Annotated in this window: 22 protein-coding genes and 1 tRNA gene; 9 read left to right on the forward strand and 14 right to left on the reverse strand. The window is 64.4% G+C overall.

What is annotated here, in order from left to right; genetic code table 11:
- Nucleotides 1–116 precede the first annotated feature (116 nt).
- Together A7G45_RS03970 and A7G45_RS03975 are read left to right on the forward strand one after the other, a co-directional pair.
- Complete coding sequence (locus tag A7G45_RS03970; RefSeq protein WP_260933960.1) at nucleotides 117–2,840, forward strand: heterodisulfide reductase-related iron-sulfur binding cluster; 2,724 nt, start codon at nucleotides 117–119, stop codon at nucleotides 2,838–2,840.
- Between the two features lie 115 nt (nucleotides 2,841–2,955).
- Complete coding sequence (locus A7G45_RS03975; RefSeq protein ID WP_260933962.1) at nucleotides 2,956–4,239, forward strand: pyridoxal phosphate-dependent aminotransferase; 1,284 nt, start codon at nucleotides 2,956–2,958, stop codon at nucleotides 4,237–4,239.
- A 54-nt stretch (nucleotides 4,240–4,293) separates the two neighbouring features.
- Here A7G45_RS03975 and A7G45_RS03980 read toward each other — a convergent pair whose 3' ends face one another.
- The gene (locus tag A7G45_RS03980) at nucleotides 4,294–4,920 is read right to left on the reverse strand and encodes a TetR/AcrR family transcriptional regulator (protein WP_260933964.1); all 627 of its coding nucleotides are present in this window, start codon (nucleotides 4,918–4,920) and stop codon (nucleotides 4,294–4,296) included.
- A gap of 36 nt (nucleotides 4,921–4,956) precedes the next feature.
- On the opposite strand from A7G45_RS03980, the gene A7G45_RS03985 reads away from it, so the two are divergent.
- Nucleotides 4,957–5,421: an SRPBCC family protein gene (locus A7G45_RS03985; protein ID WP_260933966.1), complete on the forward strand. Its 465-nt coding sequence runs from the start codon at nucleotides 4,957–4,959 to the stop codon at nucleotides 5,419–5,421.
- Nucleotides 5,422–5,431: 10 nt separating this feature from the next.
- On the forward strand, nucleotides 5,432–6,658 hold the full coding sequence (locus A7G45_RS03990) for a YibE/F family protein (RefSeq protein WP_260933969.1): 1,227 nt from the start codon (nucleotides 5,432–5,434) through the stop codon (nucleotides 6,656–6,658).
- Between the two features lie 115 nt (nucleotides 6,659–6,773).
- Here A7G45_RS03990 and A7G45_RS03995 read toward each other — a convergent pair whose 3' ends face one another.
- The 6 genes from A7G45_RS03995 to A7G45_RS04020 form a co-directional block, all read right to left on the reverse strand.
- Nucleotides 6,774–7,136 (reverse strand): nuclear transport factor 2 family protein, encoded by a 363-nt coding sequence (locus tag A7G45_RS03995; RefSeq protein WP_043390162.1) that lies wholly within the window; start codon nucleotides 7,134–7,136, stop codon nucleotides 6,774–6,776.
- A 22-nt stretch (nucleotides 7,137–7,158) separates the two neighbouring features.
- Nucleotides 7,159–7,908, reverse strand: a complete 750-nt coding sequence (locus A7G45_RS04000; RefSeq protein WP_260933974.1) for a maleylpyruvate isomerase family mycothiol-dependent enzyme — start codon at nucleotides 7,906–7,908, stop codon at nucleotides 7,159–7,161.
- 1 nt (nucleotide 7,909) lies between these two features.
- Complete coding sequence (locus A7G45_RS04005) at nucleotides 7,910–9,217, reverse strand: cytochrome P450 (protein WP_260937940.1); 1,308 nt, start codon at nucleotides 9,215–9,217, stop codon at nucleotides 7,910–7,912.
- A gap of 60 nt (nucleotides 9,218–9,277) precedes the next feature.
- Entirely contained in the window at nucleotides 9,278–10,606 is a 1,329-nt protein-coding gene (locus A7G45_RS04010) for a UDP-glucose dehydrogenase family protein (protein WP_260933977.1), read from the reverse strand.
- A 70-nt stretch (nucleotides 10,607–10,676) separates the two neighbouring features.
- Nucleotides 10,677–12,218 carry a DUF7159 family protein gene (locus tag A7G45_RS04015; protein ID WP_456094102.1) on the reverse strand — a complete coding sequence of 514 codons (1,542 nt, stop codon included), beginning with the start codon at nucleotides 12,216–12,218 and terminating at the stop codon, nucleotides 10,677–10,679.
- A gap of 223 nt (nucleotides 12,219–12,441) precedes the next feature.
- Nucleotides 12,442–13,752: an ammonium transporter gene (locus A7G45_RS04020; RefSeq protein ID WP_071289615.1), complete on the reverse strand. Its 1,311-nt coding sequence runs from the start codon at nucleotides 13,750–13,752 to the stop codon at nucleotides 12,442–12,444.
- 165 nt (nucleotides 13,753–13,917) lie between these two features.
- On the opposite strand from A7G45_RS04020, the gene A7G45_RS04025 reads away from it, so the two are divergent.
- A complete protein-coding gene (locus A7G45_RS04025) occupies nucleotides 13,918–14,757 on the forward strand; it encodes a superoxide dismutase family protein (RefSeq protein ID WP_260933982.1) in 840 nt (279 codons plus the stop codon).
- Nucleotides 14,758–14,982: 225 nt separating this feature from the next.
- Here A7G45_RS04025 and dcd read toward each other — a convergent pair whose 3' ends face one another.
- Nucleotides 14,983–15,552 carry a dCTP deaminase gene (gene dcd / locus A7G45_RS04030; protein WP_043390152.1) on the reverse strand — a complete coding sequence of 190 codons (570 nt, stop codon included), beginning with the start codon at nucleotides 15,550–15,552 and terminating at the stop codon, nucleotides 14,983–14,985.
- A 47-nt stretch (nucleotides 15,553–15,599) separates the two neighbouring features.
- Between dcd and A7G45_RS04035 the strand changes: the two genes are divergently transcribed.
- Both A7G45_RS04035 and A7G45_RS04040 read left to right on the forward strand, forming a co-directional pair.
- A tRNA-Gly gene (locus A7G45_RS04035) sits at nucleotides 15,600–15,673 on the forward strand.
- A 1,118-nt stretch (nucleotides 15,674–16,791) separates the two neighbouring features.
- The gene (locus tag A7G45_RS04040; protein ID WP_260933987.1) at nucleotides 16,792–17,826 is read left to right on the forward strand and encodes a DUF262 domain-containing protein; all 1,035 of its coding nucleotides are present in this window, start codon (nucleotides 16,792–16,794) and stop codon (nucleotides 17,824–17,826) included.
- 614 nt (nucleotides 17,827–18,440) lie between these two features.
- Here A7G45_RS04040 and A7G45_RS04045 read toward each other — a convergent pair.
- The 5 genes from A7G45_RS04045 to A7G45_RS04065 all read right to left on the reverse strand — a co-directional run bounded on the left by A7G45_RS04045 (nucleotide 18,441) and on the right by A7G45_RS04065 (nucleotide 23,543).
- Nucleotides 18,441–18,749, reverse strand: coding sequence for a hypothetical protein (locus A7G45_RS04045; protein WP_260933990.1), 309 nt, complete (start codon nucleotides 18,747–18,749; stop codon nucleotides 18,441–18,443).
- Between the two features lie 411 nt (nucleotides 18,750–19,160).
- Nucleotides 19,161–19,310: a hypothetical protein gene (locus tag A7G45_RS04050; protein WP_260933993.1), complete on the reverse strand. Its 150-nt coding sequence runs from the start codon at nucleotides 19,308–19,310 to the stop codon at nucleotides 19,161–19,163.
- 2 nt (nucleotides 19,311–19,312) lie between these two features.
- Nucleotides 19,313–20,176: a hypothetical protein gene (locus A7G45_RS04055; RefSeq protein WP_260933996.1), complete on the reverse strand. Its 864-nt coding sequence runs from the start codon at nucleotides 20,174–20,176 to the stop codon at nucleotides 19,313–19,315.
- Nucleotides 20,177–20,522: 346 nt separating this feature from the next.
- A complete protein-coding gene (locus A7G45_RS04060) occupies nucleotides 20,523–22,256 on the reverse strand; it encodes an acyl-CoA dehydrogenase family protein (RefSeq protein WP_260933999.1) in 1,734 nt (577 codons plus the stop codon).
- A gap of 114 nt (nucleotides 22,257–22,370) precedes the next feature.
- Nucleotides 22,371–23,543: an aromatic ring-hydroxylating oxygenase subunit alpha gene (locus tag A7G45_RS04065; protein WP_043390126.1), complete on the reverse strand. Its 1,173-nt coding sequence runs from the start codon at nucleotides 23,541–23,543 to the stop codon at nucleotides 22,371–22,373.
- A gap of 111 nt (nucleotides 23,544–23,654) precedes the next feature.
- Between A7G45_RS04065 and A7G45_RS04070 the strand changes: the two genes are divergently transcribed.
- Together A7G45_RS04070 and A7G45_RS04075 are read left to right on the forward strand one after the other, a co-directional pair.
- The gene (locus A7G45_RS04070) at nucleotides 23,655–24,275 is read left to right on the forward strand and encodes a TetR/AcrR family transcriptional regulator (RefSeq protein ID WP_043390124.1); all 621 of its coding nucleotides are present in this window, start codon (nucleotides 23,655–23,657) and stop codon (nucleotides 24,273–24,275) included.
- Nucleotides 24,276–24,327: 52 nt separating this feature from the next.
- A complete protein-coding gene (locus tag A7G45_RS04075; RefSeq protein WP_043390122.1) occupies nucleotides 24,328–24,873 on the forward strand; it encodes a pyridoxamine 5'-phosphate oxidase family protein in 546 nt (181 codons plus the stop codon).
- A 22-nt stretch (nucleotides 24,874–24,895) separates the two neighbouring features.
- Here A7G45_RS04075 and A7G45_RS04080 read toward each other — a convergent pair whose 3' ends face one another.
- A complete protein-coding gene (locus tag A7G45_RS04080; RefSeq protein ID WP_043390120.1) occupies nucleotides 24,896–25,144 on the reverse strand; it encodes an Rv2628 protein family in 249 nt (82 codons plus the stop codon).
- Between the last annotated feature and the right edge of the window lie 13 nt (nucleotides 25,145–25,157).

Genomic DNA, 25,157 nt, shown 5'->3' on the forward strand with positions numbered 1-25,157 from the left:
CCTTGCTAGCGTCCGTTCTACCCAGGATGCGACTATGAGCAGGCATCTAGCTTAAGTTACCGATCAGTAACCTCAACAAGTTACCGGTTGGTAGCTACATATTTGGGAGAGGCGCGGTGGAGAATCTCGAACACACGCTCGACGTGGCCAGACTGGTCATCGGGCTGTTGGCAACGGTCATCGTCCTGGGGTTCGCCGCCAAGCGCGTCCTGTGGCTGACCAAGCTGATCAGCTCCGGGCAGAAGCTCGGCGACGAACGTGGCCGCAAGGACGATCTCGTCCGCCGGTTCCTCAACCAGAACAAGGAAGTCTTCGCCCAGTCGAAGCTCCTGAAATGGTCGATCCCCGGCATCGCGCACTTCTTCACCATGTGGGGCTTCTTCGTCCTGGCATCGGTCTACCTGGAAGCCTATGGCGTCCTGTTCGATCCGAAGTTCGCCATCCCATTCGTCGGACACTGGGCCGTCCTGGGCTTCCTGCAGGACTTCTTCGCCTTGGCCGTGCTGGCCGGCATCATCGTCTTCGCCATCATCCGGTTGACCAAGAACCCCGACAACATCGGTCGTGAGTCGCGGTTCTACGGATCGCACAACGGTGGCGCGTGGGAGATCCTCATCATGATCTTCCTGGTCATCCTGACCTACGCGATCTTCCGCGGTGCCGCCGTCAACGTCCTCGGTGAGCACTTCCCGTACCAGAACGGCGCGTTCTTCTCCGACGGCATGGCCGCCCTGCTGGCCCCGCTGGGCCACACCGCCAACGTCTGGATCGAGACCATCGCACTGATGGGCCACATCGGCGTCATGCTGGTGTTCCTGCTGATCGTGCTGCACTCCAAGCACCTGCACATCGGTCTGGCCCCGATCAACGTCACCTTCAAGCGCCTGCCCGACGGCCTCGGCCCGCTGCTGCCCATGGAATACCAGGGCGAGAACATCGACTTCGACGATCCCGCCGAGGACGCGGTGTTCGGCCGCGGCAAGATCGAGGACTTCACTTGGAAGGGCAACCTCGACTTCTCCACCTGTACCGAGTGCGGTCGTTGCCAGTCGCAGTGCCCCGCGTGGAACACCGGAAAGCCGCTGTCTCCCAAGCTCGTCATCATGAACCTGCGCGACCACCTGTTCGCCAAGGCGCCGTACATCATCGAGGGCAAGCAGATTCCCGAAGAGGGCTCGGTCGACTTCGCCGCGCTGGGCGACAGCCTGCACGGCCACGGCGTCCCCGAGGACGGCTTCGCCCGCATCGAAGGTTCCGGCCCCGAGCAGGCGCTGCGCCCGCTGGTCGGCACTGCTGAGCAGGGCGGCGTCATCGACCCCGACGTGCTGTGGTCCTGCACCAACTGTGGCGCCTGCGTCGAGCAGTGCCCGGTGGACATCGAGCACATCGACCACATCGTCGACATGCGCCGCTACCAGGTCATGGTCGAGTCCGAGTTCCCCGGCGAGCTGGGTGTGCTGTTCAAGAACCTGGAGCTCAAGGGCAACCCCTGGGGCCAGAACGCCAAGGAACGCACCACCTGGATCGACGAGCTGGACTTCGACATCCCGGTCTACGGCCAGGACGTGGAGAGCTTCGACGGCTTCGAGTACCTCTTCTGGGTCGGCTGCGCCGGCGCCTACGAGGACCGCGCCAAGAAGACCACCAAGGCCGTCGCCGAGCTGCTCGCCACCGCGGGCGTGAAGTTCCTGGTGCTCGGCACCGGCGAGACCTGTACCGGTGACTCGGCCCGCCGCGCCGGTAACGAGTTCCTGTTCCAGCAGCTCGCCGCGCAGAACGTCGAGACCATCAACGAGCTGTTCGAGGGCGTCGACCCGGCCAAGCGCAAGATCGTCGTCACCTGCCCGCACTGCTTCAACACCATCGGTCGCGAGTACCCGCAGCTGGGCGCCAACTACACCGTCGTGCACCACACGCAGCTGCTGAACCGCCTGGTGCGGGACAAGAAGCTGATCCCGGTGTCGTCGACCAGCCAAGAGGTCACCTACCACGACCCCTGCTTCCTCGGTCGCCACAACAAGGAGTACGAGGCCCCGCGCGAGCTGGTCGGCGCTGCCGGCGCGAAGCTCACCGAAATGCCTCGCCACGCCGACCGCGGCCTCTGCTGTGGTGCCGGTGGTGCCCGCATGTGGATGGAAGAGCACATCGGCAAGCGCATCAACACCGAGCGCGCCGAAGAGGCCGTCGACACCGGCGCCTCGGCGATCGCGACCGGCTGCCCGTTCTGCCGCGTGATGATGAGCGACGGCGTCGACGACGTCGCCGCGACCCGCAGCATCGAAAAGACCGAGGTGCTCGACGTCGCTCAGCTGCTGCTGAACTCGCTGGACACCAGCAAGGTGACGCTGCCCGAGAAGGGCACGGCGGCAAAGGCTTCCGCTGCACTGGCCGAGAAGAAGGCCAAGGAAGCCCCGAAGCCGGCTCCGGCTCCGGAGCCTGTCGCTGAAGCCGCTCCCGCGGCCGAGGCACCTGCCGCCCCGGCCGCCGGTGGCGCAGCCGCCAAGCCGGTGACCGGTCTCGGCATGGCCGCCAAGCGTCCGGGCGCGAAGAAGGCTGCGGCTCCGGCTGCTCCGGCTGCTCCGGCTGCTGAAGCTCCGGCCGCGGCCGCCGCTCCGGCTGCCGGTCTGGGTCTGGCTGCCGGCGCCAAGCGTCCGGGTGCCAAGAAGGCCGCTGCTCCGGCAGCTGCCCCGGCTGCTCCCGCGGCTGCTGAGCCGCCATCGACCGCCACCGAGCCTGCCTCGACTGCGGTCGAACCGGCCCCGGCGGCCGAGGCCAAGCCGGAACCGCCGGTCGTCGGACTGGGCATGAAGCCGGGCGCACGGCGCCCCGGTAAGCGGTAACGCGAAGTACACCGCAATGGCCAGCTACGACCCGCCTCCAGGAGCGTCGTAGCTGGCCATTGGCATATGTGGCCCAGATCGCAGATGGGCAAAAGAATTCGACACCGATGAGAGCATGGAAACCGTGACCACCCACCAGGTACCAGCTGACCGCACATGGCATAGCGGCCACCCTCGTAACCAGCGGACGTTTGCGCAGTCGACCAAGCTGCAGGACGTCCTCTACGAGATCCGTGGCCCGGTACACGAGCAGGCCTCCCGGCTCGAGGCCGAGGGCCACCGGATCCTCAAGCTCAACATCGGTAACCCGGCGCCGTTCGGCTTCGAGGCGCCCGACGTGATCATGCGCGACATGATCGCCGCCCTGCCCCACGCCCAGGGCTACTCCGACTCCAAGGGCATCGTGTCCGCGCGCCGCGCGGTGGTCACGCGCTACGAACTGGTCGAGGGCTTCCCCCGGTTCGACGTCGACGACGTCTTCCTCGGCAACGGCGTCTCCGAGCTCATCACCATGACGCTGCAGGCGCTGCTCGACAACGGCGACCAGGTGCTGATCCCGGCCCCGGACTACCCGCTGTGGACCGCGTCGACGGCGCTGGCCGGCGGCACCCCGGTGCACTACCTGTGCGACGAGACGCAGGGCTGGAACCCCGACATCGCCGACCTGGAATCGAAGATCACCGACCGCACCAAGGCGATCGTCGTGATCAACCCGAACAACCCCACCGGCGCGGTGTACAGCCGCGAGACGCTGGAGTCGATCGCGAACCTGGCCCGCAAGCATCAGCTGCTGCTGCTGGCCGACGAAATCTACGACAAGATCCTCTACGACGAGGCCAAGCACATCCCGATGGCGTCGGTCGCGCCGGACATGCTGTGCCTGACGTTCAACGGCCTGTCCAAGGCGTACCGCGTCGCGGGCTACCGCTCCGGCTGGCTGGCCATCACCGGCCCCAAGGAGCACGCGTCCAGCTTCCTCGAGGGCATCAGCCTGCTGTCGAACATGCGGCTATGCCCGAATGTGCCTGCGCAGCATGCCATTCAGGTGGCGCTCGGTGGACACCAGAGCATCGAGGACCTGATCCTGCCCGGCGGCCGACTGCTCGAGCAGCGCGACGTCGCATGGAACAAGCTGAACGAGATTCCCGGCGTCTCCTGCGTCAAGCCCGAAGGCGCGCTGTACGCGTTCCCCCGGCTGGACCCCGAGGTGCACGAGATCCGGGACGACGAGCAGTTGGTCCTCGACCTACTACTGCAGGAGAAGATCCTGCTCACCCAGGGCACCGGATTCAATTGGCCCACACCGGATCACCTGCGCATCGTGACGCTGCCGTGGGCCCGGGACCTGTCCAACGCCATCGAGCGGCTGGGCAACTTCCTGGCGAGCTACCGCCAGTAATCTCTGGGATTTGTGCACGATTTTCCGCGGTGCGCGCGGAAAATCGTGCACAAATCACTGTTGCAAGCCGGCGATGAAGGTCCGCAGCAGCGCGACGAGAGTGTTTTCGAGTTCGGTGCCGGGTTCGGGCTGCTTATCGGAATCGATTGCGGCCCAACCCCATACCGAGCCGACGAAGGCATGGATCGCGGCCGTGAGCAACACCAGGCGCTGCCGGTCCAACGAGAGCCGGGGCTCGAGGGTCTCGCGTAGCCGGTCTTCGATGTCGCGCGCCTGACCGCGCACCGTCTCGGCCGCCTCAGGTGTCAGCCGGTTCATCAGCACCGGGGCGGCACTGATCAGGTCGCACAGCACCGGGTGCTGGGCCAGCGTGTGCGCCAAAGCCTTTGCCAGAGTGCGTCGTTCGTCTTGTAGCTGAGTGCGCAGGTCCTCCAGCCAACCCAGGTGCTCGTGGTACATCACCAAGAGCAGCAAGGCCTCCCGCGAACCCGCGTACCGCAGTACGCCCGACTTGGCCAAGCCAGCCGCGGCCGCGATCTCACCGAGCGTCAGCTCGCTGGCCCGGGTGTCGTCCAGCAGAGTGCGGGTCACCTGGGTCAGATGACGCACCCGATCCTCGCGCTGCTGCGGGCTGCGGGCCCGCGCAAAAGGCAGCGCCACTGCGGAATCCGACAAATCCATTGCTTAATGGAACACTGTTCCGTTAGCTTGGTCAACATGACACACCGCTACGAAGTCCTGGTCACCCGGCATACACAGGCCACGCCGAGCACGCTGTTCGACGTGGTGGCGGACGGATCTCGCTGGTCCGAGTGGGCGCGACCGCTGATCAACTATTCCGTCTGGGAGACCCGCGGACCGGCCGACGACGGCGGCGTCGGGGCCATCCGCGCCGTGGGGACACCGCGTTTTCCCGCCCGGGAGCAGACGACCATCCACGAGCCCGGGCACCGGCACGGGTACACCATCATCTCGAAGACCCCGGTGCGGAACTACCAGGCGCAGGTCACTTTCACCCCAGAGCAGGACGGCACCCGCATCGACTGGCACGGCACGTTCGAAAGCCGTTGGCGCGTCGTCGGTCTGGGCTACCGCGCCGTCGTGAAGTACGTGTTGACCACGCTGGCCACCAAACTGCTGATCGAAGCCGAGCGACGGGAAGCTCTCAGGCCGACCCCCTAGGCTGACTCGGGTGGCGCACTCCCATTCCCACTCGCACAGTTCCGGCCCGGCGCCGCTGAGCCCCCTGGCGGCGAAGATCGTCGTCGGGCTGCTGGCAGTGATCGGACTGGCCACCGTGATCGGCGCCGTGCTGCTCTGGCCGCACGGCAAGGCCGTCGACATCCCGCTGCCGTTCCAGAACGCCCACGGCGGCGCCGTGAGCACCGAGGCCGGGCACGTCGTGTCGACCGGCATGAACAACTGCGGCAGCCCGTCCGTCGGGGCCGTCCTGACCTCGGCTCCGGTCACCGCACCTCCCGGCGCGGGGAGCTGCGTGCAGTCGCTGATCGGCATCGACTCCGGGCCGAACTCCGGAGCCAACACGCTGCTCGAGTTCAGCACCGGCCCTGGCCAGCCGCATCTCGCCGCCGGTGACCACATCCGGGTGACGCGACAGGTCGACGACTCCGGCACCACCACCTATGCCTTCTTCGACTTCGAGCGCACCTGGCCGCTGACCGCTTTGGCTGCCGTCTTCGCGGTGGTCGTCGTCGCGGTGGCCCGCTGGCGCGGGTTGCGGGCCCTGGTCGGTATCGCCGTCGCGTTCGTCGTGCTGACGGTGTTCCTGCTACCGGCGCTGCGCGACGGCGGCCCGGCCATCCCGGTCGCCCTGGTCGCGTCGTCGGTGATCCTGTATGCGGTGATCTATCTGGCGCACGGAGTCAGCCTGCGGACCAGTGCGGCGCTGCTCGGCACATTGAGCGCGCTGCTGCTGTCCGCGGTGTTGTCCTGGGGTGCAATCGAATTGGCGCACCTCACCGGGTTGTCCGAGGATCAGAACAACGAGATCGCGGCCTATATGGGGTCGGTGTCGATCACCGGGCTGCTGCTGGCCGGGTTCATCATCGGCTCGCTGGGTGTGCTCAACGACGTCACCGTCACGCAGGCGTCGACGGCCTTCGAGCTGGCCGAGCACGGCGCCTCGCGACGGGCCATCTTCACCGGCGCCATGCGCGTGGGCCGCGACCACATCGCCAGCACCGTCTACACGCTGGTGCTGGCGTACGCCGGCAGCGCGCTCCCGCTGCTGCTGTTGTTCAGTGTGGCCAACCGGTCGCTCGGCGACGTGCTGACCAGCGAGAGCGTGGCCATCGAGATCGCCCGATCAGCGGTCGGCGGCATCGCGCTGGCATTGTCGGTTCCGCTTACCACCGCCATCGCCGCGGTGTTGGCTACCCCGCGGCCCGCTACGGATTGACCTGGTTCCCTTCACATGTTTGATCTGGACCCGTCAACTTTCCTTGACGTCAAGGAAAGTTGACGGGCTCAGATCGCAAGTGCCATAGGAGAGCCGACACGCCCGACTGCGGCAACTACACCGCGTCCGACTCAATGAGCTCCGTCGCGGCCAGCGCCGACGCCAGGTCGTCGTGCCGGAATGCCGAGGTGACGTGGTCGTGGACCACCCGGAATGCTGTCGCAGCCTGACGGTCGGCGCCGGCACCGGTGATGGTCTGCTCGGCCACCACGACACCGTCGTGCACGAACAGCCGGCCGACCGTCGACTTCTCGTCGAGGTCAGTTGCCCAGGCCCGCAACGCATTCCGGCCCTGAGTTGCCCCGCTGGGGTCGCCGATCTCGATGTCACCGCTGGACAGCTTGTCCAGGGTGTCCAAGTCCCGGTCATTGAGGGCGTCGATCCAGGCGAGGACCGTTGCGATCTCGGAAGTCGTCATGGCTGAAACGCTACTCCCGCAATCAGAAGGCGGAGTGATCCACCCAGCGCTGCCACACGGCCGCGTCGCCGATCACTTCCAGGCCGGCTTCCTCGACCGTCTGCCTGCGGTTGACCGCCAGCAGCAACCCGGACGCCGGACCACGCACTGCCGCATCACCTTTGGCGTGCTGGTGCGACCAACCCAGGCCGTCTTCGTCGTTGACCACCAGCCACTCGCCGGTCGGGCCCAGCTCGGACTCTGCGGCATGCAGATGCAGCGACCGGCCCCGCTCCAGCGGCGGATCGGCAGCGGGGGCCATCAACGCCACCCGCTCCAGCGTCTCGGTCACCCCGTCGGCCGCGAGCTCCGGATCGAGTACGAACGGAAGACCCAGCGCCAGAACGGCATCCGCGCGGTGCACGGTCTGCTCGTGCAGCCGGCGCCGGATCCACCACCCCGCGGGCTTCGACCCGACGAACGTCCACACCTTGGCGTCCGAACCGACGTGCTCGACGGCGTCGATGAGGGCCTGCGCGCCGGCGTTCAGCCAGTCGATGGCGCCGTCGAGATCCTCGGGCGGCTTCCCGTCGCGCACGTCGCGGGGATCGAGTGGCTCCTTCATGTGATCGGCGACGATCTGCGCGCACCAGCGGTTGCCGCGTCCGACGTGCTTGAACAACTGCTTTAGCGTCCACCCCGGACAGCTGGGTACCTCGGTGGTGAGATCGGCAGTGCGAATGATTTCGCCGAAAGCGGCAGTTTCCTCGATCAGGGCTGTGCGGAAGGCCATTTCACGACGGTACCGCTGCGCGCGCCTGCCCGAGTGCGATCGGCAATGCCGCCCAACCGCGGAGCACCCGGGTGTCGCGCCGGGTACCGGGACCCGCGAGTTGCGCATCGGGGAACCGCTCGAAGAACGTCCGCAGGCCCACTTCGCCCTCGGACCGGGCCAGCGCCGCACCGAGGCAGAAGTGCCGTCCGCCGGAGAACGAATGGTGCTTGCCCGCGTTGTCGCGGGTGACGTCGAAGCGGTGCGGATCGGGAAAGACTGCCGGGTCGCGGTTGGCGCCGGCGAGGTAGATGACGACGGGCTCGCCGGCCAGCACCTGGTGCCCGGCGATGTCGGCATCGACCTTGGCGATCCGGGCCGACAGCTGGACCGGCGAGTCCAGCCGCAGGATCTCCTCGACCGCGTTGGGCCACAGCTCGGGCTGCGCCAGCAGCAGCGCCAACTGATCCGGGTGCTGCAGCAGCAGCCGAATGCCGTTGCCCAGCAAGTTCACCGTGGTCTCGAACCCGGCGGCCAGCACGAGCCCGGCGGTGGCCCGCAGCTCCTCGTCGTTGAGCCGGGCGCCACCGTCGCTCGCGGCGATGAGCTGGCTCATGAGATTGTCGCCGGGATTGGCCCGCAGCGCGCGGAGGTGGTCGCCGAGCCAGGTGTTGAACCCGTCCAAACCGTCTTCCACGCTGAGGTACTGCTGCCAAGTCAGCCCGATGTCCAGGCTGGGTGCGGCCAGCTCGCCGAATTCGAGGATGCGCGGCCGGTCGTGCTCGGGCACCCCGAGAATGTCCGCGATCACCGTGACCGGCAGCTGCGAGCAGTAGCTCTGCACGACGTCAACGGTGGCACCCGCCGTCAGCTCGTCGATCAGCACGGTCGCGGCCTGCTGCACACGTTCGCGCAGTGCCGCGACGGCGCGCGTCGTGAACACCGCCGAGACGGTCTTGCGGTAGCGCGTGTGCTGTTCCCCGTCGACCGACAGCAGCGACGGCGGCAGCAGCGGATGCAACCGGCCCTTGACGGTGGTCTTGCCCTCCAGCCAGCCGAGCGCGCCCGGCAGGGTGCCGCCGATCTGCGTCACGGTGAAGTCGTCCGAACGCAGAATCTGGTGCACCAGAGCATGATCCGCGGTGATCCAAGCGGCGCGGCCACGGTACATCCGGCCGTGGCTGCGCAGCTCGTCGGCGAACGCGCCCGGGTCGGCCCGCACCGCGGGGTCGGCGATGAGCCGTCCCTGCAGGTCTCCGTGCCGCGCGCCGTAGCCCGCGAGCTGACGGATGACGGCATGTAGCGCGAACCAGTTGAGCCGTTGCCTCAGCGTCATGACGCCGAGCTTAGGCACGCCCGGCGGGGTCGGGCTACATACTGCAGTCGGATATCAGGCCGACAGATTGCGCCCCAGCGCGTATACCCGCCAGCCCGCGGCCTGCCATTTCGCGACGTCCAGGCAATTGCGGCCGTCGACAATCACTTTCGCGCGGACCGTGCCGGCCAGCTGCTCGGGGTCCAGGTCCAGGAACTCCTGCCACTCGGTCAGGACCAGCACGGCGTCGGCGCGGTCGCAGGCCTCGAGGACGGAGGTGGAGTAGTTCAGCGTCGGGAAGACCCGGCGCGAGTTGTCCATGGCCTTGGGGTCGTAGACGTTGACGGCGGCGCCGTTGAGCTGCAGCATCCCGGCCACGTTGAGAGCGGGCGAGTCGCGCACGTCGTCGGACTCGGGCTTGAATGCCGCGCCCAGCACCGCGATGTTGGCGCCCAGCAGCGTGCCGCGGCACGCCTTGGTGGTCAGCTCGACCATGCGGGTGCGCCGGCGCATGTTGATGCTGTCGACTTCGCGCAGGAAGGTCAGTGCGGGATCGGCACCGAGTTCACCGGCCCGGGCCATGAAGGCGCGGATGTCCTTGGGCAGGCAACCACCGCCAAATCCCAAGCCGGCGTTGAGGAATCGCCGCCCGATGCGGGGGTCGTGGCCCAGCGCGTCGGCCAGCACGGTGACGTCGGCGTTGGTCGCTTCGCACACCTCGGCGATAGCGTTGATGAAGGAAATCTTGGTGGCCAGAAAGGCATTCGCGGAGACCTTGACCAGCTCCGCGGTCTGCAGGTCGGTGAGCAGGAACGGCACTCCCCGTTGCAGGATGCGTGCGTACAGTTCACGGACTGCCGCTTCGGCGCGCTGCGAATCCGCTTGCACGCCAAGCACGATGCGGTCCGGGTGCAGCGTGTCCTTGACGGCGAAGCCTTCGCGCAGGAACTCAGGATTCCACGCCACCTCGACGTCGACGCCCACCGGCGCCAGCTCGCGGGCGCGGGCCACGAGTTCGGCGGCGGTGCCGACCGGAACCGTGGACTTGCCGACGATCACCGCGGACCGGCGCAGCCGCGGCACCAGGGTGTCGATGACGGAGTGCACGTGCCGCAGGTCGGCGCCGTACTCCCCCTTCTTCTGCGGGGTGCCCACGCCGAGGAAATGCACGTCGCCGAACTCGGCGGCTTCGTCGTAGTCGGTGGTGAACTGCAGGCGCCCGGCTTCGATGTTGTCGCGCAGCATCTTTCGCAGCCCGGGCTCGTAGAACGGGATGTCGCCGGCGGCCAGCTTCGCGATCTTGCCGGGGTCGATGTCGATACCCAGGACCTCATGACCCAGCTCCGCCATGCCTGCGGCGTGCGTCGCGCCCAGATAGCCAGTACCGAACACGGTGCATCTCATACTGCCTTGATAGGCAGCCTCGATGAGCGCGTCGCTACGCGACACTGAGCGTCAGGCCAACGGCAGGTGACTACTTCGGAGCGCAGAAGATCAGGAAGCAGGTCTGCTTCGGCTGCTTCTGCTTCTTGCCGGAGTCACCGGGGTAGTCGCCCGGGTACCCGTTCGAGCCACCCGGGTACTGGTTGCCCGGGTAGCCGTTGCCGGGGTACTGGTTTCCGGGATAGCCATTGCCGGGGTAGTTGCCCGGGTAGCCGTCGTCGTCGTGGCCACGGCCGCCGCGACTCGGATAGTCCGGGTAGTTGTTGCCCGGATTCCACTGGGGCTGCTGCGGACGCGGCACCCACGGGTTCCAGGCCGGTGGCTGCGGACCCGGGATCGCGATGACCGGAGGCGGCAACACCACGGGAGCCGGGGCGGGAACCACCGCGGGCGGCTCGACGGGAGCGGCCGGCACGTCAGGCATCGACACCGGGACGGGGGCCGGAGCCGGAGCTTCGGGCGCCGGCACATGGACCTGGGGCGCGGATTCCTTGACAACCTGCGGCGCTTCGACGTGGCGCGGCGCCGGGGCGACCACTTCGGGTGCCGGTTCGGGGACCGCGGCGGGTGCGGGCGGCGGGACGGCCGCCGGGGGCGGCACGGGTGCGACGACCGGAGCGCTGGGCACGATGGCGGCCTGCGCGGGCGCCGGCCGTTGATCGACCGTCGGGCGGATGCTCACCGCAAGCGAGATGGCAAGGGCCACAACGCCGACCACGAAGATCGAGGTGAGCGCGCTACCGACCAGCAGGAAGGGTTTGCGGCCCTGGTCGGCGACCACCGGGGCGTCGCCCAGCTCGTCGAAACCGAACTCGTCGGCGGTCAGCAGCGGAGCCGCGAGCGGGGCTGCGGCAACGGCGCCACCCGGCGCGGCCGAGTAGGCCAGACCTGCGGTGGCAGCGTCGAACATCGGCGCGTTGGCCGAGGCGAGGGCGGCACCGCGAGCCAGCGCCAGGTCAGCGTCACCGGGCGCGTTCACGGGGATGTCGAGCAGCTCGGCCAGGTGGGCCTGCACGGCGGTGACGTCGACGCCGGCGCCGACGACGAACATGCCCTGCGGCGACGAATCCGCACTCGCGACGGCGGCGGCCATATCGCCGAGTACGGCCATGGCGTCGGTGCTGTGCAGGCTGCGGCTCAGCACCTTGGAGATCGAACCGTCGGGATCGACGACGGACATGGTGGCGGTGTCGCGGTCGACGAACAGCAGACCGGTGCTCGAGTAGCCGACCGCCTGCCCCGCGGCCTGCGCCAGAGAGCCGGCCGCGTGCAGCTCGGAAACCATCATGACGTCCTTGACGCCGGCGGCGTCCAACGCGTCGCGCAACCGCGCGGCAGCGTCGTGGTCACTCCAGGCGACACCCACCGACTTCAGGTGGTGACCACCCTCCGCGGCGCTCTCCCGGGTACCCAGGATGGCGCTGACAACCTGCTCGACGGGCGTTGCTGAACCGTCCGCCGTCTGTGTTTCGAAAATATCGTGGTCGACGATTTCACCGTCGGCCTTATCGCCCTCAACCAGCGCCATACGCACCGTCGTTGGCGTCATAGACACGCCCAGAACGATGTCCACTGACCCTCCAATAGTGTTCGCTACGCTATCTAGGCCGACACCGAGAAACCCCTGACGCGCAGGCCACAACTAGAAACTTCATCGTGGCGGGCGGCGGAGTCGTTACCGATTACCCCAGCTCAATGTGCCCGATGCAGTTCTGGCCGCGGCGCTGGCTGACAGAGTCCCGCCAATGCCGGTGGTTCAACCCTACCCGCGTTTGGCGTAGATGACCTAAGCAGTTTTAGGCGTCTTCGGCGTCCGGGCGGGGCTGCTTCAGCAGATCGGTGAGCGAGCTGGAACCGGACGGCCGGCGGGTGCCCAGGTGGCCGTGCACGCCCTCGGCGTAGGCGGTTTCGGCGTGCTGTGTGAAGTCGACGCCGGCGGTTTCGTCTTCCGCGCTGACCCGGAAACCCATCACCTTGTCGATGATCTTGCCGAGCACGAAGGTCGCCGTGAAGGCATATGCCGCGACGACGGCCATGGCGAGCAGCTGCTTACCCAGCTGCGCGAAACCGCCGCCGTAGAAGAGGCCGCGGGCGCCGCCGGTCATGACGTCGGTGGCCAGCAGACCGATCAGCACGACGCCGACGACACCGCCGACGAAGTGCACGCCGACGACGTCGAGCGAGTCGTCGTAGTTGAGCTTGAACTTCAGGCCGACCGCGAACGAGCAGACGACGCCGGCCAGCAGCCCGACGATCAGCGCGCCGAGGGTGTTGACCGTGCCGCACGACGGGGTGATCGCGACCAGGCCGGCGACCACACCGGACGCGGCGCCGAACGTCGTCGGCTTGCCGTCGCGCACCTGCTCGACGGTGAGCCACCCGAGCATGCCGAGACAGCCTGCGACCAGCGTGTTGAGGAAGATCGCGGCGGCGGTGCCGTTGGCGGCCAGCGCCGAGCCGGCGTTGAAACCGAACCAGCCGAACCACAGCAGACCGACGCCGAGCAGAACGAACGGCAGGTTGTGCGGACGCATGGAGTCCTGCTTGAAGCCGATGCGCGGGCCCAGCACGATCGCCAGCGCCAGCGCCGAGGCACCCGACGCGATCTCGACGACCAGGCCGCCCGCGTAGTCCAAAGCGCCCATCTTGGCGAGCCAACCGTCCGGACCCCAGACCCAGTGCGCGATGACGCTGTAGACGACGATCGCCCAGACCGGGACGAAGACCATCCACGCCGAGAACTTGGCGCGGTCGGCGATGGCGCCGCTGATCAGGGCGGCGGTGATGATCGCGAAGGTCAGCTGGAAGGTGGCGAACAACAGCTCCGGGACGGCGCCGTGGTTCGTGCTCGGGCCGATGCCGAGCATGCCGAAGTGTTCGAGGTTGCCGAGGAAACCGTCGCCCTCCGAGAAGGCCAGCGTGTATCCCAGCAGCAGCCACGCGACCGTGACCAGCGGAATCGAGATGAAGCTCATCATGATCATGTTGAGCACGCCGGTTGTTCGGACCATGCCGCCGTAGAAGATGGCCAGGCCCGGGGTCATCAGCAGGACCAGGGCGGTGCTGGCGAGCAGCCAGGCGGTGGCGGCGGGATCGATGCCTTGCACGTGGGTCTCCTTCGACAATCTTGACGAGGATGTATCGGCGGAGTTTCCGGCGCGCGGCGACTGCGTTTCCGCCGTGTTACACCAGCCTCACATGGGCGTTCGGAGCGTGGTTTCGCGTGAAACAACCGGCGATTAGACAGTGGTCGTTCGGGGTATTCGGCTGGGATGTTGAACCGCGCAACTGCCGCTGCTGCCCTGCTCACCGCGCCGGTCTTTGTGCTGGCGGGCTGCACTTCCGGCCAGGTGTCGAAGCCGTCGACCTCTGCGCCGCCCACCACCTGGACCCAGGCGAATCCGTCAGCACTGAACGTCGTGCTGAAGACGTCCGACGGCAGACCCGTCGCCAACGCCGCCATCGACTTTTCTGACGGCTACGCCACGGTGACCGTCGAGACCACCGGCGGCGGCATCCTGGCCCCCGGCAGCCACGGCATGCACATCCATTCCGTGGGCAAATGCGAGGGAGACTTCGCGTCCGCCGGCGGCCATCTGCAGGTCGCCGGGCATACCGGGCACCCGTCGAGCGGCGATCTGACGCCGCTGAACATCCGCGGCGACGGCACCGGGAAGGTCGTTGCGACGACCGACGCGTTCACCGAGGCAGCCTTGAAAGGGCCGCAAGGCAGCGCGCTGATCATCCACCAGGGGCCGGACAACTTCGCCAACATCCCGCCGCGGTACACGCATGACGGTGTTCCTGGTCCCGACGCCGAGACGCTGGCCACCGGCGACGCCGGCGGGCGCGTGGCGTGTGCGGTGCTGGCTCCGGCTGGTTCTTCTTCGGCCTCGACTTCTACGTCGACGGCGACCGCGACTGTTACCGAGACCACGGGCGTTCCGGTGGCGCCGCCTGCTACTCAAACGACGACCACTACTTCACCGACGACAACTACTACTTCGTCTTCGGCGAGCACCACCACTACTTCGACCACAGCGCCGACTACGTCGACCACCACGGTGCCCACCAGCTCAGCTGGGCCGACGAGCGCGACCCCGAGTGGCTAGGTTTCGTTGACTCTCACGTGAGGGCGCAAAAGTGTGAGTAGTGAACGCCCTGGTTACCGGATCAACGTCGGACACCAGCCGGTGGCCGTTGACCCTGAATCTATGGCTGAAAAGGCCCGAGTAGTCGACGCCGCCAGAGCAGACTCAGCCCCGGCAGGCATTGACTGCGAATCTACGCAGTTCGCTACTCGCAAAAGTTCTGCGTCAGTTCGCAGTCAATGCAGGTCAGGGCTTGGCGAAGTTCAGGTACGAGCGCGAGGGCGTCGGGCCGCGCTGGCCCTGGTACTTGGAGCCGACCTTGTCGCTGCCGTAGGGGTGCTCGGCCGGGCTGGTCAGGCGGAGCAGGCAGAGCTGGCCGATCTTCATGCCGGGCCACAGGGTGATCGGCAGGTTGGCGACGTTCGACAACTCCAGCGTGATGTGGCCGGAGAACCCCGGGTCGATGAAGCCAGCCGTGGAGTGCGTCAGCAGGCCAAGCCGGCCCAGTGAGCTCTTGCCTTCGAGGCGGCCTGCCAGATCGTGTGGGAGCGTGCAGGTTTCGAGCGTCGAGCCCAGCACGAACTCGCCCGGATGCAGGACGAAGGGCTCACCTTCGTCGGGCTCGACCAGCGTTGTCAGCTCGTCCTGCTGCTGAGCCGGGTCGATGTGCGTGTAGCGGGTGTTGTTGAAAACCCGGAACAGGCTGTCCAGCCGGACGTCGACGCTGGAGGGCTGCACCATGGCGTCGTCGAACGGATCGATGCCGAGACGCCCAGCGGCGATTTCGGCCCGGAGATCGCGGTCGGAGAGGAGCACCCGACGAGACTAACGGCCAGCTTGATATCCTGCGTCAGCACCACCGTGCCGATGTAGTTCAATGGCAGAACATCAGCTTCCCAAGCTGAATACGCGGGTTCGATTCCCGTCATCGGCTCCACGTCTGGCAGCGGAAACACTGTTCGAAGCGGTTCAAACCGTGATGCCCCACTCCGGCCGTACCTCCATTCAGCAGGCAAGGGTGCCGCGCCCTTGGAACGAACCGCCAAGTCGGGCCAGCACGAGTTCATCGTTCGGAACTGTCACCCGCGGCCCTCAGGAATCTTCGACGCCATAAGCCGGGTGGAGCATATCCGCACGAACGAAACCGCTCTGGTCATAGCTGATCCGGTACCAGCGGGTGCCGTCGGGCGCTAACCCCAAAACAGCGAACGGGAACGCTCTGGCCTCCCACGACGTGATGAAGGGAAAAGGTCGGCGAGCTCCCCGACAGGTCCGATTCGTAGATCACATCTACATCTGGAAGATCCACGTACACGGCAGCGATGTGCGGTTCGCGATCCACGGGTCAAGCCACTGGTGATACAGCCACGCGCCGACCGGAATAGCTAATGCGAATCCTGTAGCCCCGCGCGTCCAACGGATCTGGTCCGGCCGGTCGGTTGCCCGCAATGCTTCCACGGCCGCGTATTGCAACCCGCAAGGAGCATCGCCAACATCGCAAAGCCCCACCAGGGATTTGCGCAAGACCGGCGAGACCGATAGCCGCCGTGAAGACCGCTGCGATAATCAAGGCGGTCGACAATCTGGGCCTGTCCGCCACTCGTGACGGTTAGCTGATCAGTTCATACGGAAGCGGCGCGCTGAGCGTGTAGCGATCTTGAAATCATGTCGCCGCAGGAAGTACGCGGCATACCCGCGGTCCATAGAAGTTCCCCGCCATGTAGTTTACCCAGCCAACACTCCAATGCCGCCAACTTGCAGGAACCTTAGCCCAGCAACTCTCCAATTTTGACGCCGTTCGGAGTAGCGGGACGGCCGACCGCTGATGCGCTTGGCGCAATCAACAGGCTACCGACTCACGCCGGTCGCACAATCCCGTCTCCGATTACGCGGCATCGCGGGATCGAAAATTGCCGACACCAGTGCATACTAGTAGTGCTGCCTGCTGCGTGCGGGAGGGTTTGACTGGCAATGGAGTAACGAGAGGATGATTGCGCGTTGGCTAGGAATTCAGCTCGAGATCGCGAAATAGCTAGACAATTCGAGCAGGCACAATTGAGCCTCGTTCTCCAGTCATCGGATCTCTCGCTCGAATCCATATCGGGAATGGTCGAATCTGGTGCGATAGACGTCAAGCCCGAGTTCCAACGACGAGAGCGTTGGAACCCGGCACAGTCGTCAGCCCTAATCGAATCATTCTTGCTAAACATCCCCGTCCCTCCCGTGTATCTAGCTGAAGAAGAATTCGGCAAATATTCGGTAATCGACGGCAAACAGCGCATTACATCCATCAGCCAGTTCATGACTAATAGCCTTGCACTGACAGATCTCGACCGATTCAATGAGATCAACGGCTATCGCTTTGCAGATCTGCCCACCGAGCTAGCGAATTCATTGCGAGTCCGACCCTACCTCCGAGTTGTTACACTGCTACGTCAGTCCGATCCGGAAACTAAGTATGAAGTATTTCACCGGCTAAATTCTGGTGGCGATGAGTTGAACGCCCAAGAAATCCGCAATGTTCTTTTCAGGGGAGCATTCAACGATTTACTCATACAGCTTTCCAAACATCACTTCCTTCGAGACAGACTAAAGATAACCAGCACCCGCTCTGGCAGTTACAAAACGATGCAAGATGTCGAATACGTGCTGCGATTCTTCACCGTCGAGGAATACTGGCAACGTTTTAGCGGTGACTTCCGAAGCTCTATGAATTGGTACATGCGGGACCATCGCGACCCAGGAGACGACTTTCTTCGAAAAAAAGCGACACAATTCACGACCACTATCGACACTTGTGAGCAGATTTTCGGCCGCACAGCATTCTGGAGATTCGATCGCGGCCAATGGCGTAACCAAATATTGAGCGCTTTATACGACGCCCAGATGGTGGCAGTGAGCACGTTTTCCCTCCGCGAACAGCGCGCGATGATCGCGCGGCGCGACGATCTAATGGAAAAATACAAAGCCCTATTTAGCGATGAACGCTTCAACACCGCGGTTAGAACCGGCACAAATACTCCGGCGCGCCTCGAATATCGCATCGAGCGTACGATTGAATGTCTCTCCGAGTTCGCTTCGCGGAGCTAAACACTGCAATGCCAAACGCTCGTGATGAATTGCTCGATAACATAAACGGAGCCAGAGCAGCTGCCATGTCTCAGGTCCTGCAGAGAATTGCACCACTGCCTGCAAACGCATTAGCAAACAAGACAGCCGATCTTCTACGGCGAGGCCTTTACGTCGTTACGTTCAATGCAATGGAAGATTACTTGAAGAAGCGAACGGCCGAGCACTTCCAAAACTTGCCAGCCATTTGCGGCCTCGACTTCGATCACCTTCCTCCCGGCCTACGGAAAGCGGCAGTCGTCGACGCAATCAAGAACGGCGTTCGGGAAGCTGGATATGACAAAGCTAATCAGATGCAAATTATCCGCGCCGTCGCAGGCGCTGTCGCAAGCACTGACAGCAGACAGCAATACAGCATCCATGAATTCTCGGTGTTACGGAGCGGTTCAAATGTATCAGCTGACGACATAAGGTCGGCGATTGCCAGTCTTCACATAACTGACCCATGGGGTCAAATGCAGAGCCTATTGGACGAGATAGGAAATGTCGGTGCGCCAATAAGGAGTCGATTTGATACGTGCCTAGTAAAGCGTAACGCTGCAGCCCACGACGGACAGCCGATCGAGTATAGCGACCTAGTCGAAATTGCCGATCTCGCGGTGCCGCTTTGCTTCGCGTTCGATGTAGTTTTTAGTGCCGGAATGACGCGGATCGGCGACAATATACAAACCGGCGACAATGACGCCAGGATCGCGGTGTCGGACCGCATAGATGTGCGCTACGTAAGCCACCGCACACAGGGATGGTGCAGACTCAACCGCAATCGGCAACCGCTCAAATACTTCACGACCCTCAACGAAGCGGTGCAGCATTCGCTCCAATCGTTGCCAAAAATGGGAGTAGTCGCGATCCTTGGACCACTCGGCGAGATCGCGGGTTGGCATCTAGCCGACCTGAGGCATCCGCACCCATAGACTCCGGACGAGGCGCCTACGCGCCGCAGCCCACACTGTCCTGACTGGCGACATTTAAAAAATCAACGTAACTAACTAAGTAAATCGTCCCTGCGAACGCAGAGACTGCCCGCCACGCGCACCTGCGACGCCAACCCGGATAGGAGTTCGGGCTGCCCACTTCACCGTGCGTCGCGCCCGTCCGCACCCCTGACCCGACCGCACCGGAGCCGCACGGACTCCGAGCCGGGAGCGCACCCCAACCGTCCGAAACCGCAGGGTACGCGCAGGGAAATTGACCCGAGCATCAATGTCGCCAGCCTTCTACACCAACGCACGAGTACTTCCGGGTGACGCGAAAGGCCGAGGCGAAACAATCGGGCGAAATCAGAAACGCCCAGGTCAGGCGGGAGCGCCGACTCGGACCTCATACTCGACGTAGTTACCCGAGCCATCGTCGACACGCACGATCGCCCAGTCTGCATCCACCGGCTCGATGCCCTTGATGGGGCTGGGTTCGTCCTCGACTAGGTCAGCTGCTGGTGCGGGCATCCTCAAGCACTCCTGTCGCGCGCCCCGTCGGGCGCTAGTAGACGTCGAACTACAGGATAGATGGCATAAGAGTAGCAAGCACCGAGAGGTACATCACTGAGTTGAACAAAGGCTCCGGCTCTCGGCGTGTCGACACACAAGAATGCAAGAGGCTGATCGACGCGATTTGTTCCGCGAAGCCGGCCCTCGGATGACTTAATTGGCCAGACTATTGTCGAGCGATACGGAAATGAATCGTCATCAATCATTGCTGGGTTCCACTTCGTGTTCTCGTACTTGCGCGCCTCGTAAGCCTTGCCAAGATCGTTGTGAAAAAATGGCTTCTGCGTCTGGAGGATCCGCAAGAAATCAGAATTCCCGTCTACTGGCTGCGCAGTCTCAGCCTGCAACCCCTCTTGTTCTCCGCTCCGAAAGACTACTCGTGCGACGAGAGCCTCTTCAGGAATCGCCTTTGTCGCATCTACGTAGAGTTCAGCGATGCAGACCCGGCAGGTGGAGCCAGTGAGAAGCGTGAATCCCTGAGCCAGAGCATCGATCGACTGGCCTACCTTCGCTTCAAGTAAATCGAAGTTTTCGTCATCGAACAGAGCAGAGTCAGCGGCTTCCTGAATGTTGCGGTAGGCCTTCTCGAGCACCGCCGGAACCTCGGCGTAGCGGCCTCGCCGCTGATGCACCGCGAACCACACGACTAGTACGGCCGAGAGCGCGCAAACATAGGCAATCGGGATGACGACTTCAGTTATCAGCTCCTTCTTTACGATTGCAATCACCGCGACAACCAACCCGAGAATCGAGCCCAGTATGCCGAAGAAATTCAGCACGCTGCTGATTGAGGTGGAAATGGCTCGGTCGTACAGCCTGCGCACCCGCCTTACCCTCGTGTGAATTCTCCGACTTGTGGACATCAAACGCGCCTCCGCCCCTCATCTGGTGAAACTGAGAAAGAACAGCCGCAGCGTACTTCGAAGCGCTCCAGCATGAAGCATTGTCAACAGACCTGGTCAGATCAAAGTTCGCGATAGCGCGATTGGCCTGGATGCCCGTTTGGTACTGATGGTTGACATGTAGGGCGGTTTGGGGGCACCGCGGCTGTTCAGACCAACATCGGTGATTCATCGTGAGTCGAACGGGGTCAATTCCCCGTCATCGGCTCCACGCCAACTAGCAGTTACCCCTGCTGGCCGACACCGCCATGCGGACCTACCCCTACTTCTACTGCCGCATCTCGTAAGCACCGTCGTAGGCGGCCACCTGTTCCCAGACCCGATCGAAACGCGCGGCATCGGCGACGGGCTTACGTATCGCCGACAACGCCCACTCTTGTTGCGCCACAGTGGAACTCGGCTTTCCATGCAGCGCAACCGCATACGACGAGAAGTCACGGATTTGGAAGTCGAAGATCTGATCCACCAGGTCACGGTCGAGCCCGGTCAGTTCGGCCTGCTCGAGGATCAACTGCCCGTAGACCACCAGGGTGAACAAGTGCCCGACGACGAGGACGAAGTCGAGGTCGCGTTGTTGGTCGGCGTCGGGCGCCGCTGTGGCCAGTAGGTCCTTGAACGCCACCACCTGCTCGTAGAAACGCTCCACATTCGGAACCGAGCGGTTTCGCTCGTACACCGGCGCCCAGTCCGCGAACTGCACCTTGGACGCGCCACGCGCCGGCCCCTGCGCCCAGAAGAACACGTCGTCGGCCGCGTCGTCGCGGGTACCGATCTGCGGGTAGCTGCCCGGGTTGAACATGTAATTCGGCATGAACTTCAGGATCTGCGCGACGTTCACATGCACCGTGCCCTCCAGCCGGGGCAGGGCTCCGATCAGCCGGTTCACCTCGTTGAAGTAGGTGTTCTTCTCAAATCCTTTGGCGGCCAGCACATCCCACAACAGGGTGATGACGCGCTCACCTTCAGAGGTGACCTTCGACTTGGTGACGGGGTTGAACAGCAGGTAGCGGCGGTCGTCGAGGCCGGCACTGCGGAAGTAGTCGATGGAGCGATCGCTGAACAGCTTCATCGCGATCAACCGGGAGTAGACGTCGACGAATGACGCACGCACATGCGGAAAGTCGGTGACCGGGTTGCCGTAGAGGATCCGGTTGTTCGCGTGCGTGATCGCCTCGTAGAAGGCGTGCTCACACATCCCGATCGAGCCGCTGCACAGATTGAACTTGCCGACGTTGACGGTGTTCAACGCCGCCGAGAAGGCCTCCGGCCCGGTGCACAGGATGTCCTCCTCATGCACCGGATAGTCGTTGAGCCGGAAGGTGCTGACATACATCTGGCCGTGCACCACATTGTCGATCAGCTCGTAGTTCTCATGGCCGCTGTCGGCGACGAACCAGACGTAACCGTCGGGCCCGTCGACGTCGGTGCGGCGCGAGAACACCGACACCATGCCGGCCACGTTGCCGTTGCCGATGTAGTACTTCTCCCCCGAGGCCCGGAACACCACGCCCTCGTCGGTCGTCGGCGTCAGCAGCAGGTCGGTGTTGTAGATGTCGGCGCCGTGCTCACGCTCGGACAGCGCGAACGCCATGACGCCGCCCGCCTCGAGCTGCGCGGCGGCCCGCTCCTTGGCCTTGATGTTGTCGCTCTGCCAAATCGGGCCGAGGCCGAGGATGGTGACCTGCTCGGCGTACCAGTACGCCAGCCCGTAGAAGCCGAGGATCTCGCTCAGCACAGCATTGCGCGAGGTGTCCCAGCGCTTGTTGGGATCACCGTCGGCGAACTCCGACGGCGTCAGGAACGTCGCGAAAACCTTCTCCCGCTTGATGAATTCGAGAAAATCGGTGACCCAAGTCGCGTCCAGGTCGTCCTGCAGCAATCGAACCTTACCGCGATCTTCGAACCATTCGATCAGCGCACGCAACTGGCGCCGCGACTCCGGATCGAGGTGTTGAGGGTCGAAATCGTTCGGGTTGAGCAGCAGTCCGCGGGCGTTCGGCATGGGCGCACCTTCTTCGGTCCGGATTTGGCACCGAATCTAGCCCTCAGACGACGACGGGACGGCAGATTCCGATTGGCGACTCAGAGGTCGCCCCAATGAGCGAGGTGTGCACCCTTATTGGAGCGCTACCCCAAGCTCCTGGGCGAACACCCTGATCATGTGTTGCACTCCGATTTCGTTGCGGCCGATGATCATGTGGTCGTGCTGGCCGTGCCTGACACCTTCCCCGCACTGGGGCAACATGGCGAAGTCCTCGTCGACGACCGCGGCGTGGACGTTGTCGTACACCTGGTCATAGACCGCACGCATCTCGTCATCGGTGGCCGGCACGCGCCCCATCCAGCTGTGGCGCACCGAGCATCGGGTTGGCTCCCCAGCCGGCAGGATGTCGATGATCTCCACACCAATCGGGCTGTTCGCCAGGATCAGATTGGGATAGATCCAGTAGATGACGCCCATGTTCTGGTGCGGGTCCCAGGAGCCGGACGGGTCGTCAGCGAGATTGGCGACCCAGTTGAAGGGAAAGCCGATCCGGTGGTGCTTGCCGTATTCGTCGTACACCCCGGTATTGGGCAGGGTGTTCTGTCCAATCACGCTCTCGCCGTGGACAAATGGGAAGTGGTATCCCTCGGCGAACGCTTCGAGGGCTCCCTTCCACGACACTTGCGACTGGAACTCCTTCTCGGTGTGATACCCGTACGCGGCGTAGTTCATCAGCTCGAGTTCCGGACCTATGGGCCCGAGGTGGCTGTCGACGTCGATGGCGGCACCGGCGGTCAGGACGGCCCAAATGAAGCCGTGGCGCTCCTCGTTCGGAAGCTCAACAAGTCCGTAGTCGGCCTTGTCCATCGAATCGAAGCCTGCCTTGCCGGGAACGGTGAAAAGTTCGCCGGTGTTCTTGTAGCTCCACGCGTGGTACGGGCAGGTGAATCGCGCGGCGTTACCAGCTCCACACGCGGGTTTCGCGCCGCGATGGCGGCAGTAGTTGAGGAACACGTGACTGACACCGTCGCGATCTCGGGTCACCAGTAGCGAATCACCCAGCACCGAACGCACGACGTAGTCGTTGGCGTTGGGAATCTGGGCCGACGGCACGATCGCAAGCGGCACGCGCCGCAACACCTGCGACTCCTCGATCTCAGTGATCTTCGGATCTCGGTAGTAGTGCAACGGCACCCGCAGTTCGCGGTCGGCCATATCCGTCGTCTTGTCGACTGCATGGCGCAAGGCACGCCTCGTCAGTGCCTCGTTCTGACTACTGACCGGTCCTTCGGCGATCGCCGTCATGGCTGACCTCATTTCACACTCGGGAGTAATCGGACCATACAGTAGAGACACTATGTATGGTCAAGAGTGGATGGGGTCCGCCGGGGAGCAGCGGGATGGAAGTATGCGGTGATGCGCAGACACGGCTGGTCTGGTGACATCCCCGTCGACGACGACGAGGCGGTGCGCCGCATCGTCAGCGCGGCCCGGTCATCGATCGACGAGCGGGGTTCGGTGAGCGTGTCCGATGTGGCCACCGAACTCGGGATCACCCGGCAGACCGTGTACCGCTACTTCCCCACCCTCGACGCGCTGATGACCGGCACCGCATTGTCGGCAGTCGAAGGCTTTCTGGACCGCTTGGCCGAAGACCTGCAATCGATCACCGACCCCACCGAGGCCGTGATCGAAGGCATCGCCTACACATTGGAACAACTCCCCAACGATCGCTATCTGAGCTTGGTCATGAACCCCGGCAGGGCGAGCGCCTTCGCCGCCGGCGTCACCTCCGAAACGTCGATTTCGTTCGGTCGGTCGATCCTCGAGCGCTTCCAAGTCGACTGGCCCGCAGCCGGTTTCAGCGGCAGGCAACTCGACGAGCTCGTCGAGTTCATGCTGCGGACACTGCAGTCGTTCATCTTGGATCCCGGTGGCCCCGAGCGGCACGGCGAGGAACTGCGCGCCTTCCTCCGTCGTTGGGTCGCGCCGGCAGTCCAGATGCATCACGACTCGGTCGCCAACACAGCTCCCTAACACACCAGAAACTCTGTCGACCGATTCCGCTCCGCCATGAAACCATGCCCCTATGTCCAAGCAGTTCCCGGAGATCACCGACAGATTCAGCGCATTCATTGCCGCGCAAAGCATGTACTTCGTGGCGACGGCGGCGAGCGACGGCCGAGTGAACCTCTCCCCGAAGGGCCTGGACTCGCTCCGGGTCCTCGGCCCGAATCGGGTGGCCTGGCTGAATCTGACCGGCAGCGGCAACGAGACCTCGGCGCATCTGCTCGACAACCCGCGGATGACGCTGATGTTCTGCTCGTTCGACCGCGAGCCCCTGATTCTGCGGCTATACGGCACGGCTCGCGAAGTCCAGCCCGAAGACCCTGACTGGGACGAGCTCTACCGCGAGTTCCCGCCCCACATCAGCGCCCGCCAGATCTACGACATGACCGTGGACCTGGTCCAAACCTCGTGCGGCTTCGGCGTGCCGCTCATGTCGGTCGAGTCCGAGCGCGTCCTGCTCGACACCTGGGCCGAGAAGAAAGGCCCGGAGGGCGTCGCCGAGTACTGGCAGCAGAAGAACCTGTCGAGCATCGACGGCATGCCGACGAAGCTGGCTCTGGATTGACGAGTGGCACTTACGGTTTCGGCTACGCGACCATGACGTCGACCGACAGGCGCTCCCCAAGGGCGTACACGGTCGGCCAGTCTTGACTCTGCGCGGCCGTTTCCAGCGCGTCGATCAGCGGGCTCTCCACGCCCAGTTCGGCGAGCCACGTCGAGACCGTCGCCGCGATCTGTTCGCCGGGCACCTCTTCGGCGCGCCGGCCATGCAGACGGTCGACCACCACGAAGGTCGGCGCTGCGGAGCGCCGGCGGCGGAAGTCGATGATGCTCATACCAATTGAACGA

Source organism: Mycolicibacterium llatzerense (assembly GCF_025331195.1).
GTDB classification, from domain to species: domain Bacteria; phylum Actinomycetota; class Actinomycetes; order Mycobacteriales; family Mycobacteriaceae; genus Mycobacterium; species Mycobacterium llatzerense.

Excerpts from the sequence above, each read along its gene's own strand:
- A7G45_RS03975 (WP_260933962.1), top strand. The coding sequence starts at position 2,956 with ATGGAAACCGTGACCACCCACCAGGTACCAGCTGACCGCACATGGCAT.
- A7G45_RS03980 (WP_260933964.1), bottom strand. The coding sequence starts at position 4,920 with ATGGATTTGTCGGATTCCGCAGTGGCGCTGCCTTTTGCGCGGGCCCGC.
- A7G45_RS03985 (WP_260933966.1), top strand. The coding sequence starts at position 4,957 with ATGACACACCGCTACGAAGTCCTGGTCACCCGGCATACACAGGCCACG.
- A7G45_RS03995 (WP_043390162.1), bottom strand. The coding sequence starts at position 7,136 with ATGACGACTTCCGAGATCGCAACGGTCCTCGCCTGGATCGACGCCCTC.
- A7G45_RS04000 (WP_260933974.1), bottom strand. The coding sequence starts at position 7,908 with ATGGCCTTCCGCACAGCCCTGATCGAGGAAACTGCCGCTTTCGGCGAA.
- A7G45_RS04010 (WP_260933977.1), bottom strand. The coding sequence starts at position 10,606 with ATGAGATGCACCGTGTTCGGTACTGGCTATCTGGGCGCGACGCACGCC.
- A7G45_RS04025 (WP_260933982.1), top strand. The coding sequence starts at position 13,918 with ATGTTGAACCGCGCAACTGCCGCTGCTGCCCTGCTCACCGCGCCGGTC.
- A7G45_RS04045 (WP_260933990.1), bottom strand. The coding sequence starts at position 18,749 with ATGCCAACCCGCGATCTCGCCGAGTGGTCCAAGGATCGCGACTACTCC.
- A7G45_RS04050 (WP_260933993.1), bottom strand. The coding sequence starts at position 19,310 with ATGCCCGCACCAGCAGCTGACCTAGTCGAGGACGAACCCAGCCCCATC.
- A7G45_RS04060 (WP_260933999.1), bottom strand. The coding sequence starts at position 22,256 with ATGCCGAACGCCCGCGGACTGCTGCTCAACCCGAACGATTTCGACCCT.
- A7G45_RS04065 (WP_043390126.1), bottom strand. The coding sequence starts at position 23,543 with ATGACGGCGATCGCCGAAGGACCGGTCAGTAGTCAGAACGAGGCACTG.
- A7G45_RS04070 (WP_043390124.1), top strand. The coding sequence starts at position 23,655 with ATGCGCAGACACGGCTGGTCTGGTGACATCCCCGTCGACGACGACGAG.
- A7G45_RS04075 (WP_043390122.1), top strand. The coding sequence starts at position 24,328 with ATGTCCAAGCAGTTCCCGGAGATCACCGACAGATTCAGCGCATTCATT.
- A7G45_RS04080 (WP_043390120.1), bottom strand. The coding sequence starts at position 25,144 with ATGAGCATCATCGACTTCCGCCGCCGGCGCTCCGCAGCGCCGACCTTC.